This window comes from Streptomyces sp. NPDC056296, from assembly GCF_042268605.1.
Taxonomy (GTDB): domain Bacteria; phylum Actinomycetota; class Actinomycetes; order Streptomycetales; family Streptomycetaceae; genus Streptomyces.
This window is the reverse complement of the sequence record NZ_JBHJRX010000022.1, coordinates 97143-110560: the sequence shown is the minus strand read 5'-3', so window position 1 is coordinate 110560 and position 13418 is coordinate 97143. Positions and strand designations below refer to the sequence as shown.

Here is a 13418-nt window from a genome sequence, read left to right as displayed (position 1 = left end):
CCGCCAGGTCCAGGCCGGTCGCCGCGGCGATCCGGCGCGGTACCTCGACGGCCCGGTCGCGCAGCGCCCCGCCCCCCCCCCTCCACCCCCCCCCCCCCCACCCCCCATTTCGCTCCGCCCCTCCCCCCCCCCTCCAGGGGGGGCCCCCAACGTCCCTTCGCCATTCTCCATTCCCTTTCCTTTCCATTCGGCCCTCCGGAGATCTCATATGTCTTCCGGACGCGGGGTTTCCGTGCCCGGTGCAGGTCGTTAGGCACGGCGTCAGCATTTCGTCCGGTAACACGAGTTGCCGAAGAAAGGAACACGATGAAGTCCCTCAAGGCCGCCGCTGTCGTCGCCGGGTCCCTGGTCGCCGCCGGATCCGCCGCGCCCGCGTTCGCCTACGACGCCGCCGACATCACGCCCACCAGCCTCAACGGCGCCGTGAACGCGCTCACCGCGGAACCCATCGACGTGATGCCGCTCAAGCACCAGTCGGACGCGCTCGACACCGAGAACAAGGAGTCCGTGCTGCACACCGTGAAGGGCGCGACCACCGACCTGAACTCCGAGGGCGGCCTGCTCGGCGGCCTCCCGCTGGGCGGCTGAGCCACCCCGCCCCGCCTTTTCACCGTTCTTCTCGCATTCTCGAAAGGGACCGTGCCTGAAATGAAGTCGACCACCAGACGAACCCTGGCCGCCGTCGTCACCGGTGTGGCGGCCGCCGTGGGCGCAGCCGCGACCCCCGCCGCCGCGGCCGGCGCGATCCCCGTGCCGGTGCCGCTGGACGGCGCGGAGACGGCCCTCGGCATGGAACTGCCCGAGGTGGCCGGCGAGCTGCCCGTGCCGACGGCCGGCGCGCCCGAAGGCCCGCGGTACGTCGAGGGCCGACTGCTGCCGGAGCGGACGCTGCCGCAGTTGCCGGTGCACGGCGGGCTGCCCGGCGCCGACCTGCGTCAGCCGCTGCCGCGCGTCCTCGGTGACGACTTCGACCACGCCGCCGTCGACGCCCCCGCCGCCGGGTTGCGGACCCTGGCGCCGGGCCTGTCCCTGGACGCCCCGCTCACCGCGCCGAACCCCGACGCCCTCGGCCTGCCGACGGCCAAGCTCCCGCAGGCCGGGCTGCTGGCCCCGGTGGTCCAGACGGTTCCCGTGGCCGACCTGGGCGTCGGGCCGGGGTTGTAGTGCCGGGGTTGTAGTACCGCAACGGCCCGCCGCGCCTCGCTGCCCGGGGCCGGCCCGTGCTCCGACTGGCCCTGCGAGCGGTGACCGTGGAGCCCGTCGGCCGGTTATCGGTGCGGACCACCGGAACCGGACGAGGAGCGAGCCATGGTCGTCAACGCGGGCGGAGCGGCGAACGACGCGGAGCAGCAGCGGGATCACCAGCGGGATCACCAGCGGGATCTCCAGCGGGATCACCAGGGGGAGGGCCCGGCGAGAGTCGGGCCGGCGTCCGGAAGCCGGCGGCAGCTGATGAGGCGGCTGCTCGCCCCGGCCCTCGCCGTGACGCTGGCCCCCCTGGTCGCCGCCTCCCGGCCCTCCCGGGCGGCCGAGGCCGCCGCCACCGGGGGCGGGGCGGGGCCCGCGCGCCCCGAGCCGCACGCCGGCGAGCCGGCCGGGAGCACCTCGTTCGACGAGACCTACCGGGGCCGTCGTATCCGCGGCATCCGGTCCGCCGCGGGCCGGGCCGTCGGTGCCGGCACCTGGCACGTCACCGTGGACGGCCGCCCGCTGCACCTGATGCGCCGGGCCGACGGCAGCTGGCTGAGCATGATCGACCACTACCGGTCGTACCCCACCCCCCTTGCCGCGGCCCGCGGTGCCGTCGACGAACTCGGCCCCGGCGAGCACCTGCGCGACACGCCGGCCGCCGCCGGCCAGGGCCACTCCGGGGGGCACCATGGCGTACACGCGTAAGGACGTCAGCACGCTGACCCGCACCGAGAAGCGACGGTTCGTCAAGGCCCTGCTGGAGATCAAACGGCGCGGCGAGTACGACGAGTTCGTGCGCACCCACATCGAGTACTACGTCTCCGACGGCGAGGACGGACTGCGTACGGCGCACATGGCGCCGTCCTTCCTGCCCTGGCACCGCAGGTTCCTGCTGGACCTGGAGGAGGCGCTGCGCCGGGTCGACTCGTCGGTCACCGTGCCGTACTGGGACTGGACGAAGGACCGCACCACCAAGTCGGCGCCGTGGACCGCCGACCTCCTCGGCGGCACCGGGCGGCGCTCCGACCACCGGGTCACCACCGGGCCGTTCGCCCACGCCGAGGGCAACTGGACCCTCAAGGAGAACATCACCGACACCGAGTACCTCACCCGGGACCTCGGCCGCGCCCAGGATCCCATCGCGCTGCCCACCGAGAGCGACCTGGAGTGGGCGCTCGACGACCCGGCGTACGACACCGCGCCCTGGGACTCCACGGTCCGCAAGGGGTTCCGGAACAAGCTGGAGGGGTGGGGGACCGGCCGGGGCAGCGTCTCCTGGCGCAACCACAACCGCGTGCACCGCTGGGTCGGCGGGGCCATGGTCGGCGGCGCGTCCGTCAACGACCCGGTGTTCTGGCTGCACCACGCCTTCGTCGACCTCCAGTGGTCCCGCTGGCAGGCCCGGCACCGCGGCGCCCGCTACCAGCCCGCCGAGCCGCCGGGCCGGGGCAGCGCACAGCGCGGACGGATCGTCGCACGGCACGAGAGGCTGCCGCCGTGGGACGTGACGCCGGACGAGCTGGAGGACCACAGCCGGATCTACCGGTACGGCTGAGCGACCGGTCCCGAGCGGTCCCGAGCGGTCCCGACCGGTCCCGACCGGTCCCGAGCGGTCCCGGGCGGTCCCGAGCGGTCGGTGCGGACATGGGGAGAGCCCCGGCCGGGAAGGCCGGGGCTCTCCTGGTGCCTACGGGACTCAGCCGCCGTAGCCGCCGTTCTCGCCGTCCTCGTTCTTGCCGTCCTCGCCGTGCTTGTCGCTCTCGTCCTTCTTGTCGTCGTCGCCGTTTTCGCAGGCGTTGCCGAAGGCCGGGTTGAGCAGGCCGATCACATTGATGGTGTTGCCGCAGACGTTGACCGGCACGTGGACCGGGACCTGGACGACGTTGCCGGACAGGACGCCGGGCGAGCCGACGGCCGCGCCCTCGGCGCCCGCGTCCGCCATGGCCAGGCCGGTGCCGCTGAGCACCACAGCGCCGGCGCCGAGTACGACGCCGGCGGCCTTCGCGATGCGAGACATCACGTTCTCCTTCTGACTCGGGGAGCGCGGCGGCAGGACGTGCCACCGCACTGCCGGTCCAACGCAGCAGGTCGCGAACGGGTCACGGGAGGAATGTGAGGATCACCCTTTTTGAACAGAAGGGTGGCGATGGGTCGCCCGGGGGCGGAAAATCGCTCCGCTCCGCGCCGGGGTGTCCACTAGCCTCCGGGCATGGTTAACGACCAACCCGACCGGTTCATGGAAACGCCGGAGCCGTCTGCGCCGTCTGCGCAATCCGCGCCGTCCGCGCAATCCGCGCTGTCCGCACTGCCCGGCCTGTTCGCCGAGGAGGGCCGGGTGCGGGCCTTCGCGGCCGTGGCCCTGGGGGCGGGCAGCGCCGCACAGGTGGCGGAGACGGCCGGCCTGTCCGCCAAGGACACGGCCGCCGCGCTGCGCCGACTGCGGGAGCAGGGCGTGGTGACGCTCGGGGACGGCGGCGAACTCGTCGTCGCCCATGACCGCTTCAGGGACCTGGCCCGCGCGGGCCGACCGGCGGCGGAGGCCGCCGTGAATTCCGAGGCGGGCGAAGACGACCGGGCGGCCGGCATGATCGTCCGGACCTTCGTGAAGGACGGGCGGCTGGTCCGCCTCCCCGCGCGCTGGACACGTAAGAAGGTGGTGCTGCGGCACATCGCCGAGCAGACCTTCGAGCCCGGCGCGGAGTATCCGGAGCGCACCGTCGACGAGAAGCTCCGGGCGTGGTGCGAGGACGGCGACGTCGACCATGTGACGCTCCGGCGCCATCTGGTGGACCTCGACCACCTGCGCCGGAGCGGCGGAATCTACTGGCGCCCGGCGGAGTCCGCCCGGGCGGGAATCGCCTGAGCGTCCGGAGCCGCAGCCGCAGCCGCAGCGGCAACTGAAGCGGGAGCTGGAGCCGCAGCCGCAGCTGAAGCTGAAGCGGGAGCTGGAGCTGGAGCTGGAGCTGGAGCCGGAGCCGGAGCCGGAGCCGGCTCCGGGGGCGCGGGCGCGGGCAGGCGGCGTACGGGCGAGCCCGCGAGATACGCCTGGATCGCCTCGACCGCCTGCCCGTAGTACGTGGCGTAGTTGGCCCGTGAGACATAGCCCAGATGCGGCGTCGCGAGCAGGCGCGGGGCGGTGCGCATCGGGTGGTCGGCGGGGAGCGGCTCGGTGTCGAAGACGTCCACGCCCGCACCGGCGATCCGGCCCTCGTGCAGCGCGGCGAGCAGGGCGTTCTGGTCGACGATCGCCGCGCGCGAGGTGTTGACCAGGTAGGCGGTCGGCTTGAGCAGGGCCAGTTCGGCGGGGCCGAGCAGGCCGCGGGTGCGGTCGCCGAGCGCCAGGTGGACGGAGACGAAGTCGGCGGCCCGCAGGAGCTCCTCCTTGGAGGGGGCGAGTTCGACGCCGACCTCGTCGGCGCGCTCCCGGGTGAGGTTCTGGCTCCACGCGCTCACCCGCATGCCGAAGGCGAGGCCGACCCGCGCGACCCGGCCGCCGATCTTGCCGAGGCCCAGCAGTCCGAGCCGCCGGCCGTGCAGGTCGGCGCCCACCGTCTGCTGCCAGGGGCCGCCCTCGCGCAGCGCGTTGCCCTCCTGGACGATGCCGCGGGCCAGGCCCAGCAGCAGGGCCCAGGTCAGTTCCACGGGCGGGGTCGAGGAGGAGGCCGTACCGCACACGGTGACGCCGTGGGAGTCCGCGGCGGCGTAGTCGATCACGCTGTTGCGCATGCCCGAGGCGACGATCAGTTTCAGCCGGGGCAGCCGGGCGATCAGTGACCCGGGGAAGGGCACGCGTTCCCGCAGCGTGACCACGATGTCCACGTCGGCGAGCGCCTCGGCGAGGGCGTCCTCGTCGCCGAGATGAGTGTCGAAGGACACAACGTCCACGTCGTCCGCGACCGGGGACCAGTCGGCGATCTCGGTCGCCACCTGCTGGAAGTCGTCGAGCACCGCGCAGCGCAGTCGCACGTCGTCCGGTCCCTCCCGCCAAACGGGCAGTGGCGCCCCCGGCAGGACTCGAACCTGCGGCCAAGCGCTTAGAAGGCGCCTGCTCTATCCACTGAGCTACGGGGGCCAGGTGTGGTGGCCTCGGTCGTGGTGCCCGGGTGTGGGCTGATCCGTGACGATGCCGGGGACAAGGATAGGGCTCCCGGCTCCATGTCCCTGATGCTTCGCCTCCGTGGCTCGATGTGGAGGTTCGGTGAAGCGGTCCTGATAATCGCAGGCAGGTACGAATCGTGCATCGCTTTTGGCGTCTCGCGCATCGGGTGTTGTGCACTCGTTATGCCTGGACTGCCCTCACGTCCCAGTAGTCCCTTCCGCCCGGAGTGTCTGGTCGGCGCGCAGACATACTCATATGCTTCAGAATTCCCCTAAAATTGGGCATTCTTCACATGTGGTGACCTTGGACGTACGGCCTCAGTTGCTCGACGCACTCTCCGCCCTGCGCGACCGTGTCGCGGCCGCACGCTTCCCGCTGCCCCTGGCGGGGGCCCCACGCGCGCGTGCCAACCGCGACGAACTGCTCGCACAGCTCGACGACTACTTGGTGCCCCGGTTGAAGGAGCCCGAAGCGCCCTTGCTGGCCGTCGTGGGCGGATCCACCGGCGCCGGGAAGTCCACGCTGGTGAACTCCCTCGTGGGGCGGCGGGTCAGCGAGGCGGGTGTGCTGCGGCCCACGACCCGGACGCCGGTGCTGGTGTGCCATCCGGAGGACCACCACTGGTTCAGCGGCATGCGGGTGCTGCCCGACCTCACGCGCGTGTGGGTGCCCCACCGGGAACCGGACGACGACCTGCTCCTGCCGGGCGAGAACCCCGCGCGCGTACTGCGCGTCGAGACCGCCGACACCCTGCCGCCCGGCATCGCCCTCCTGGACGCGCCCGACATCGACTCCCTCGTCGCCGACAACCGCGTCCTGGCCGCCGAGCTGATCTGCGCCGCCGACATCTGGGTGATGGTCACCACGGCCGCCCGGTACGCCGACGCCGTGCCCTGGCATCTGCTGCGCACCGCCAAGGAGTACGACGCCACCCTGGTCACCGTGCTCGACCGGGTGCCCCACCAGGTGGTGTCCGAGGTGTCGCGGCAGTACGGGGCGCTGCTCACCAAGGCCGGACTCGGCGAGGTGCCCCGCTTCACCGTGCCCGAGCTGCCCGAGTCCGCCTGGGGCGGCGGCCTGCTGCCGGCCAGCGCGGTGGCGCCGCTGCGGGCCTGGCTCGTCCACCGGGCACAGGATCTCGAGGCCCGGCACCACGCCATGGCCCGTACGGCGCACGGCATCCTGGACTCCCTCAAGTCCCGGATGCCCGAACTGGCCGGCGCCTCCGCCGCCCAGTACGCCGCCGCGTTGCGGCTCACCGCCGCCGTCGACGGTGCGTACGACGGCGAGCACGCGCGCGTGCGGGGGCGGTTGCAGGCGGGTGCCGTACTCGCCGGGGACGCGCTGAAGCGGTGGCGGGCCTTTCCCCTCGACTGCTCCCCCGAGGAACTCCTCGACTCGCTGGTGGAGAGCCTGAGCGCCCTGCTGCTGTGCGCCGTCACCGCCGCCGACGAACGCGTCGACGAGGCCTGGCAGCGCGAACCGGCGGCCGCCGCTCCGGAACTCGCCGACCGCGACCCGGCGCCGGAGACCGCCGAGCACCGCATCGGGATGGCCGTACGGCGGTGGCGGCGCGAGCTGGAGGAGTACGCCGAGGAGGAGGTGGGCCGGCTCGACCGGAGCATGGCACCGGACCCGGGGGTGGTCGCCGCCCTGGTAGCCACCGTGCTGCTGGGCGGGCGGCGCGCGCGCATCGCCGGGGAGCGGCTCGCCGAGCGGATCGGTGCCCACGGCGCGCTGCGGCTGCGCGACCGGGGCGGGCGGCTGCTCGACGAACACGTGGACCGGGTCGTGCACATCGAGCGAGAACGCCGACTGGCTCCGCTCGACGGGCTGGAGGTGCATCCCGAGCCGCAGGCCGAACTCATCGCCGCGCTGTCCGTACTGCAGAAGGAGAGGTGACCGGTGACCGCCGTCACTGACCAGGACCCCACCGAGCACACCGACCACACGACGGAGGAAGCAGGCCGGAAAGGCCAGGCGGACCGGACGGGCAGGACGGGCCGGACAGGCCGGACAGGTTCCGGGGACGGCCGGGGCCCGGAGCGGGGCGCCGACAAGGACGAGAGCGAGCGCGCACGCGGCTCCCACGCGCGCGTGCGGGACGGCGGGGAGTCCCGCCGTACGGACCGGGATCGGGACCGGGACCGGGACCGGGACCGCGGGGACGAGCGCGTGGAGCGTACGGAAGGCAGCGCGCGTACGGAGGACGTGGCCGGCGGTTCGTCCGGGCCCGGGGGCGGGGAGGAGGGCGCCTGGGGCGACGGGCTGATCGCGCGGCGGGTGGACGAGAACAGCGGGGCGGAGCAGTTCAGCATCGTGCCGAGCAGGCCCGCCAGTTCCTCGGCCCTCATGCCGCTGGCGTACGACGGGCAGCTCAGGTCGCGCCTTGACGCGCTGCGCGAGCTGGTGGGCCTCTCCCGTACCCGGCTCGACAGCGGGACGCTGGCCGAGGCGGGCCGGGTCCTCGACGAGGCCGCCGCGCGGCGCAGGCTCTCCGGGCAGCACACCGTGGTGGCCATCGCGGGCGCGACCGGCAGCGGCAAGTCGCAGCTGTTCAACACGCTCGCCGGTGTCACGATCTCCGAGACGGGCGTCCGCCGGCCGACCACCGCGGCGCCCATCGCGTGCAGTTGGAGCGACGGCGCGGCCAGCCTCCTGGACCGGCTCGGCATCCCAGGGAGGCTGCGGCGCCGCCCGCTCCAGCACCCGGACGCCGACTCGCCGCTGCGCGGGCTGGTCCTGATCGACCTGCCCGACCACGACTCGGCCGCCGTGCAGCACCGCGAGCAGGTGGACCGCATCCTGGCGCTCGTCGACGCCGTCATCTGGGTCGTGGACCCGGAGAAGTACGCCGACGCCGTGCTCCACGAGCGCTATCTGCGGCCGATGGCGGGCCACGCGGAGGTCACCCTCGTCGTCCTCAACCAGGTCGACCGGCTGCCCGGGGAGGCGGCCGAACAGGTCCTGGACGACCTACGGCGGCTGCTCGACGAGGACGGCATCGCGCTGGGGGAGTACGGCGAACCCGGCGCCACCGTGCTCGCCCTGTCCGCCCTCACCGGCGACGGCATCGGCGAACTGCGCGAGGCGCTCGGCCAGTTCGTCGCCGAGCGGCAGGCCCCCGCGCGCCGCATCTCGGCCGACGTGGACGCCGCCGCCTGGCGCCTGCGTCCCGTGTACGTCACCGGGCGGCGGACCGGGCTCAGCGAGGAGGCACGGGAGGAGTTCGCGGACCGGCTCGCGGACGCGGTGGGTGCCACCGCGGCGGGCGAGGCGGCCGAACGCTCCTGGCTGCGCAACGCCAACCGCGCGTGCGGCACGCCCTGGCTGCGGCTGTGGCGCTGGTACCACGACCGGCGCGAACCCCCCACGGGGCGGCTCCCGCTGCGCGCCCAGGCGGACGAAGAGGCCACGGCCCGTCAGCGCGTCGAGCAGGCGGTGCGTACGGTGTCGGAGCGGGCGTCGGCCGGGCTGCCGGCGCCGTGGGCGCAGGCGATGCGCGAGGCGGCCGTCCGCGGCGCCCAGGGGCTGCCCGAGGCCCTCGACGAACTGGCGGTGCGCACGGGGCTGCCGCCGGGGCGTCCGCCGCGGCCGGGCTGGTGGCCGGTGGCCGTGCTGGCCCAGGCGGCCATGACCCTGCTGCAGGTGGTGGGCGGCCTGTGGCTGCTGGGCCAGATCATCGGCTTCGTGCCGCCCAACCTGGGCGTGCCGGTGCTGCTGATGGTGGCCGGCATCATCGGCGGCCCCCTCATCGAGTGGAGCTGCCGCATCGCGGCACGCGGACCGGCACGGCGCTACGGCCACGAGGCGGAACGCCTGTTGCGGGAGGCGGCCGCCGGGTGCGGCCGGGCCAGGGTGCTGGATCCGCTGGCGGCGGAGCTGCTGCGGTACCGGGAGGTGCGGGAGCAGTACGGACGGGTCACGGGGGCGGGGGCCGCGGCGAGGTAGCGGAGGCCGGGGCTGCGGCGAGGTAGCGGGGCCGGGGGGCCGCGGCGAGGTAGGGCTGGGGGCCGACGGCGCGGGCCGCGGGCGTCGTTGCCGTCCGGAGCTCCCACTCGCCGGGGTGACGGAGTTCTCCACAGGCGCCGGGACGGTCCACAGCCCGCAGCGGGCCCGGCCCGGACGGAGGCAGTCTGGCTTCGCGGCGATCGCGACGGACGCGGTCGTCGCGGCAGCGGCGGCGTGCGGGAACGCGACGCGGCCGCGCCGGACGCAGCCGTACGGGAAGCGCCCGTACGGGAGGGAGGACTCCGATGAACGAGACGATGATCTGCGCCGTCGGCAACGTGGCCACGCAGCCGGTGTTCCGGAACCTGGCGAACGGACCGTCGGCGCGGTTCCGGCTGGCGGTCACCGCGCGCTACTGGGACCGCGAGAAGAGCGCGTGGACCGACGGCCACACCAACTTCTTCACGGTGTGGGCCAACCGGCAGCTCGCCGCCAACGTCTCGGCGTCCTTGGCGGTGGGCGAACCCGTCGTCGTACAGGGCCGGTTGAAGGTGCGCACGGACGTGCGCGAGGGGCAGAACTGGACCTCGGCGGACATCGACGCGGTGGCGATCGGTCACGACCTCGCGCGCGGCACGGCGGCGTTCCGGCGCACCGGGAAGGCGGAGACGGCGGCCTCCCCACCGCAGCCGGAGCCCAACTGGGAGACACCGGCGGGGGAGTCGGCCGGCGCGGACAACGCCGGACAGCGGCCGGAACCCGCCGCCGCGGTGGCATGACTCCGACGGCCCGCCGGAACTGACCGAAGTGCGGCTTATCGGCGAGTGCGCCCCGCGTGGACCCGGGTGGATTTGTCGATAAGCCCTGCTCACCTGCCCTGTCGGCGATAACGATTCCGAGTCGGATCACCGCGTGGACCAACATCACCGGCAAGCACGGTGTGTCAGGTCCTTAGGATGCCGAACGAGCCCTGTGGGGCTGGTGATTCTGCTGGTGGGACCGTGCCCCCCACGTCAACGGGTCCTGCTCGAAGGGGAATTTGGTGTTTTCTTCGCTCACCGCGCTGTCTCTGCCCGGCCGAGGGGCGGCGCGCCGCGCCACCGCGGCACTGGTGTCCGCGCTCGCCGTCGCGGGCGTGGTGACCGGTGCCGGCCCGGCGGCCGCCGCCCAGGACGCGGCGGCGCGGGGACAGGGCGGGGCGACGGCCACCATAGGCGGACTCAAGGCGCACGGCACCGCGGTCATCCATGGCGAGGGCGGCGACCAGGAGGTGCCGGCCGGCCTGTTCGAGATGTCCGTGGAGGGCGGCGGCATGCTGCAGACGTACTGCGTCGACATCCAGAACCCGACGCAGAAGGACGCCAAGTACCACGAGACCCCGTGGAGCGGCACGTCACTGGGCACCAACAAGGACGCCGGCCGCATCCGCTGGATCCTGCGGAACTCCTACCCCCAGGTCAACGACCTCGCCGCACTCGCCAAGAAGGCGGGCGTCCGCGGCGGCCTCACCGAGCAGGACGCGGCCGCCGGCACACAGGTCGCCATCTGGCGCTACTCGGACGACACCGCCGTCGACGCCGTCGACCCCCAGGCGGAGCGGCTCGCCGACTACCTGGAGAAGAACGCCCGCGACCTCACGGAGCCCGCGGCGTCGCTCACCCTGGACCCGCCCGCGGTCTCGGGCCGCCCCGGTGAGCGGCTCGGCCCGGTCACGGTGCGCACCAACGCCGGCGGGGCGACGGTGACGCCACCGGTCGACGCCACCGCGGGCGGGGTGCGGATCGTCGACAAGAAGGGCGAGCCGGTCACCTCCGTCACCGACGGCACCCAGATCTTCTTCGACGTGCCCGAGGACGCGGCGGCGGGCACCGCCGAGCTGACGGTCCAGGCCTCGACCACCGTGCCGGTCGGCCGCGCCCTCGCCTCCGAGAGCCGCAGCCAGACCCAGATCCTGGCCGGCTCCAGCGAGTCCACGGTCGCGGCGACGGCCACCGCCACCTGGGCCGACCAGGGCGCGATACCCGCCCTGTCCGCGACGAAGAACTGCGCCGAGGGCGCTCTGGACATCACCGCGCTCAACGAGGGCGACGAACCCTTCACCTTCGAACTCCTGGACACCGAGTACACCATCGCGCCCGGCGAGTCCCGGACGGTGACGGTCCCGCTGCCGGAGGACCGCGCCTACGACTTCACCGTCCGCGGCCCGGCCGGCTTCGAGCAGCGCTTCACCGGCGTACTCGACTGCCGCACCCGAAGCGCCGCACTGGCCGACACGACCCGCCCCCTCGGCGAACCGGCCCCCACCAAGGTCGTCACCCCAAGCCCCACCCCGGACCCCAACCTCGCCGAGACCGGCAGCTCCGGAGTGACGCCCCTGATCGGCGGCGCGGCCATCGGCCTGGTCGTGATCGGCGGCGCGGTCCTGCTGCTCCTCCGCAGGAAGACCGAACAATGACCGCGACGTCACCATCCGTACGCACCGGCCGCCGCCCGTAGCAGCGGCCCGGGGCACGGGTTTCCGTCCAGGGGTGGCGGTGCGGCGCGGACGGCGTGTCACTTGCCTCGTCCCGAAGGGGGCCGGCCGGTCCCCCGGTACCCCCTGACGGCGACCTCACGGAGGTCCGGTCGGGCGCCTTGGGGTGCGGGCTCGGCGAGCTTCCCCGTGGTGGGCGGCCGGCGGGTCCAAGCTCGGACGGATGTCCAGCACGGCTCCGTGGGGAGGCGTTACATGCCCGGTACTCTGCTCGGCCCCGGTCGTCCGGGGCGGGCTTGACGGCCGGCCGGGTCCGGGCGGGTTCCCGTGTCTACCTCGTCCTGGTACCAGCAAGCTGTCTGGTGGGGCTGGTCGGCGGGGCGTTCCGGTGGTCTCTGGAGCGCGCCGACCGGCTGCGCGTCGCGGTACTGGAGGCTGCCTCGGGCTTCGGTGGCCCGGGATGGCTGATTCCGGTGGCGCTCGCGGCGGTGGGCGCGGCGGTGGCGTGCGCGATCGCGCAGCGGGTTCCACACGCGGCGGGCAGCGGGATCCAGCACGTCGAAGCGGTGTGGCGTGGGGAGGCCGGAACCGGCTCCCGTTCGCTGTGGCTGTTGCCGGCGAAGTTCTTCGGCGGTCTCATCGCCATGGGCTCGGGCCTGGTGCTCGGGCGGGAGGGCCCGATCGTGCACATGGGAGCCGTGATCGGGTCCGAGGCGGGCCGCCGTACCCGACTGGGCGCACAGGACGCCCGGCTGCTGCATGCCGCGCTCGGCGGCGCGGGCCTGGCCGCGGCGTTCACCGCCCCGCTCGGCGGGCTGCTGTTCGTCTGCGAGGAGGTGACCCGCACGATCCGACCCCGCCTGGTGCTGCTCACTCTCGTGGGCACGGCCACCGCGGTCGCGTGCTCCGGGTTCGTCGTGGGCGACGCGCCGGTCTTCCCGGTATCCGCCGTACCGGTCCCGCCGGTGTGGCTGCTGCCCGTCTTCCTCCTGTTCGGCGCGGTGGCCGGGGCGCTGGGCGCGGCCTACAACGGTCTCGTCGTAGGGATGCTGAGGGTGTGCGACCGGCTCACACGGGTGCCGCTCGTGGTCCGGGCGGCCGCCATCGGCGCTGTCATCGGTCTGTTGATGGCGTCCGGCCCGCTACTGGCCGGGGGCGGAGATCCGCTGAGCGAGCGGCTCCTGGTGGGCGAGAGTCCCGCGTTGACGGTGCTGGCGGTCTATATCGCCGTCCGGTTCGTGGCGGGGCCGCTGAGCTACGCGGCCGCGACCCCTGGCGGGCTGTTCGCTCCGCTGCTGGCCCTGGGTGCCCTGTGGGGGACCTTCGCGCACGCGGTCGCGGCGCCGCTGCTGCCGGACCAGTCGGCCGGCCCGGGCGCGTTCGTGGTCGCGGGGATGGCCGCCCTGTTCGCCGGGGTCGTACGTGCGCCGGTCACCGGCGTCGTACTGGTCGTGGAGATGACCGGCACCCTCCCGCTCCTCATCCCGCTCCTCATCGCCTGTTTCGCCGCGACACTGACCGCGGACCGGCTGGGGAGCGAGCCCATCTACGACACCCTGCGGCGGCGGATGCCGGCACACCCGTGATCCGTCCGCACGGAGGGGACACGCGCACGTCGCCCCCCCCGGACGGTGGTGCCATCTGGGAAGCACCAGGTCAGAGGGCCCGTCCCATACGCGTTTCCTCCCAGGGGTGGCGGTGCGG

11 protein-coding genes, 1 tRNA gene and 1 pseudogene are annotated in these 13418 nt (G+C 73.9%); 10 read left to right on the top strand and 3 right to left on the bottom strand.

The window, feature by feature from the left end:
• Positions 1–306 precede the first annotated feature (306 nt).
• The 4 genes from ACFCZF_RS18335 to ACFCZF_RS18320 all read left to right on the top strand — a co-directional run bounded on the left by ACFCZF_RS18335 (position 307) and on the right by ACFCZF_RS18320 (position 2746).
• Entirely contained in the window at positions 307–588 is a 282-nt protein-coding gene (locus ACFCZF_RS18335; RefSeq protein WP_376672528.1) for a hypothetical protein, read from the top strand.
• A gap of 60 nt (positions 589–648) precedes the next feature.
• Positions 649–1164: a hypothetical protein gene (locus tag ACFCZF_RS18330; RefSeq protein ID WP_375912942.1), complete on the top strand. Its 516-nt coding sequence runs from the start codon at positions 649–651 to the stop codon at positions 1162–1164.
• A gap of 144 nt (positions 1165–1308) precedes the next feature.
• Positions 1309–1896, top strand: a complete 588-nt coding sequence (locus tag ACFCZF_RS18325; protein ID WP_376672527.1) for a tyrosinase family oxidase copper chaperone — start codon at positions 1309–1311, stop codon at positions 1894–1896.
• Positions 1880–2746 (top strand): tyrosinase family protein, encoded by an 867-nt coding sequence (locus tag ACFCZF_RS18320; RefSeq protein WP_376672526.1) that lies wholly within the window; start codon positions 1880–1882, stop codon positions 2744–2746. Before ACFCZF_RS18325 ends, ACFCZF_RS18320 begins: the two co-directional genes overlap by 17 nt.
• Positions 2747–2887: 141 nt before the next feature.
• Here ACFCZF_RS18320 and ACFCZF_RS18315 read toward each other — a convergent pair whose 3' ends face one another.
• On the bottom strand, positions 2888–3208 hold the full coding sequence (locus ACFCZF_RS18315; RefSeq protein ID WP_376672525.1) for a chaplin: 321 nt from the start codon (positions 3206–3208) through the stop codon (positions 2888–2890).
• A 219-nt stretch (positions 3209–3427) separates the two neighbouring features.
• Between ACFCZF_RS18315 and ACFCZF_RS18310 the strand changes: the two genes are divergently transcribed.
• Positions 3428–4054: a DUF2087 domain-containing protein gene (locus tag ACFCZF_RS18310; RefSeq protein WP_376672543.1), complete on the top strand. Its 627-nt coding sequence runs from the start codon at positions 3428–3430 to the stop codon at positions 4052–4054.
• Positions 4055–4200: 146 nt separating this feature from the next.
• Here ACFCZF_RS18310 and ACFCZF_RS18305 read toward each other — a convergent pair.
• Positions 4201–5157, bottom strand: a pseudogene (locus ACFCZF_RS18305) (D-2-hydroxyacid dehydrogenase family protein); the annotation flags it as partial.
• A 30-nt stretch (positions 5158–5187) separates the two neighbouring features.
• A tRNA-Arg gene (locus tag ACFCZF_RS18300) sits at positions 5188–5263 on the bottom strand.
• Positions 5264–5584: 321 nt separating this feature from the next.
• On the opposite strand from ACFCZF_RS18300, the gene ACFCZF_RS18295 reads away from it, so the two are divergent.
• From ACFCZF_RS18295 to ACFCZF_RS18275, 5 genes are all read left to right on the top strand, one after another.
• Positions 5585–7192, top strand: a complete 1608-nt coding sequence (locus tag ACFCZF_RS18295; protein WP_376672524.1) for a dynamin family protein — start codon at positions 5585–5587, stop codon at positions 7190–7192.
• A 3-nt stretch (positions 7193–7195) separates the two neighbouring features.
• Positions 7196–9241, top strand: a complete 2046-nt coding sequence (locus tag ACFCZF_RS18290) for a YfjP family GTPase (RefSeq protein ID WP_376672523.1) — start codon at positions 7196–7198, stop codon at positions 9239–9241.
• A 305-nt stretch (positions 9242–9546) separates the two neighbouring features.
• Positions 9547–10020 (top strand): single-stranded DNA-binding protein, encoded by a 474-nt coding sequence (locus ACFCZF_RS18285; protein WP_375912924.1) that lies wholly within the window; start codon positions 9547–9549, stop codon positions 10018–10020.
• A 263-nt stretch (positions 10021–10283) separates the two neighbouring features.
• Positions 10284–11696 carry a Cys-Gln thioester bond-forming surface protein gene (locus ACFCZF_RS18280; protein WP_376672522.1) on the top strand — a complete coding sequence of 471 codons (1413 nt, stop codon included), beginning with the start codon at positions 10284–10286 and terminating at the stop codon, positions 11694–11696.
• A 314-nt stretch (positions 11697–12010) separates the two neighbouring features.
• Positions 12011–13300 (top strand): chloride channel protein, encoded by a 1290-nt coding sequence (locus ACFCZF_RS18275; RefSeq protein ID WP_376672521.1) that lies wholly within the window; start codon positions 12011–12013, stop codon positions 13298–13300.
• Positions 13301–13418: the final 118 nt, after the last annotated feature.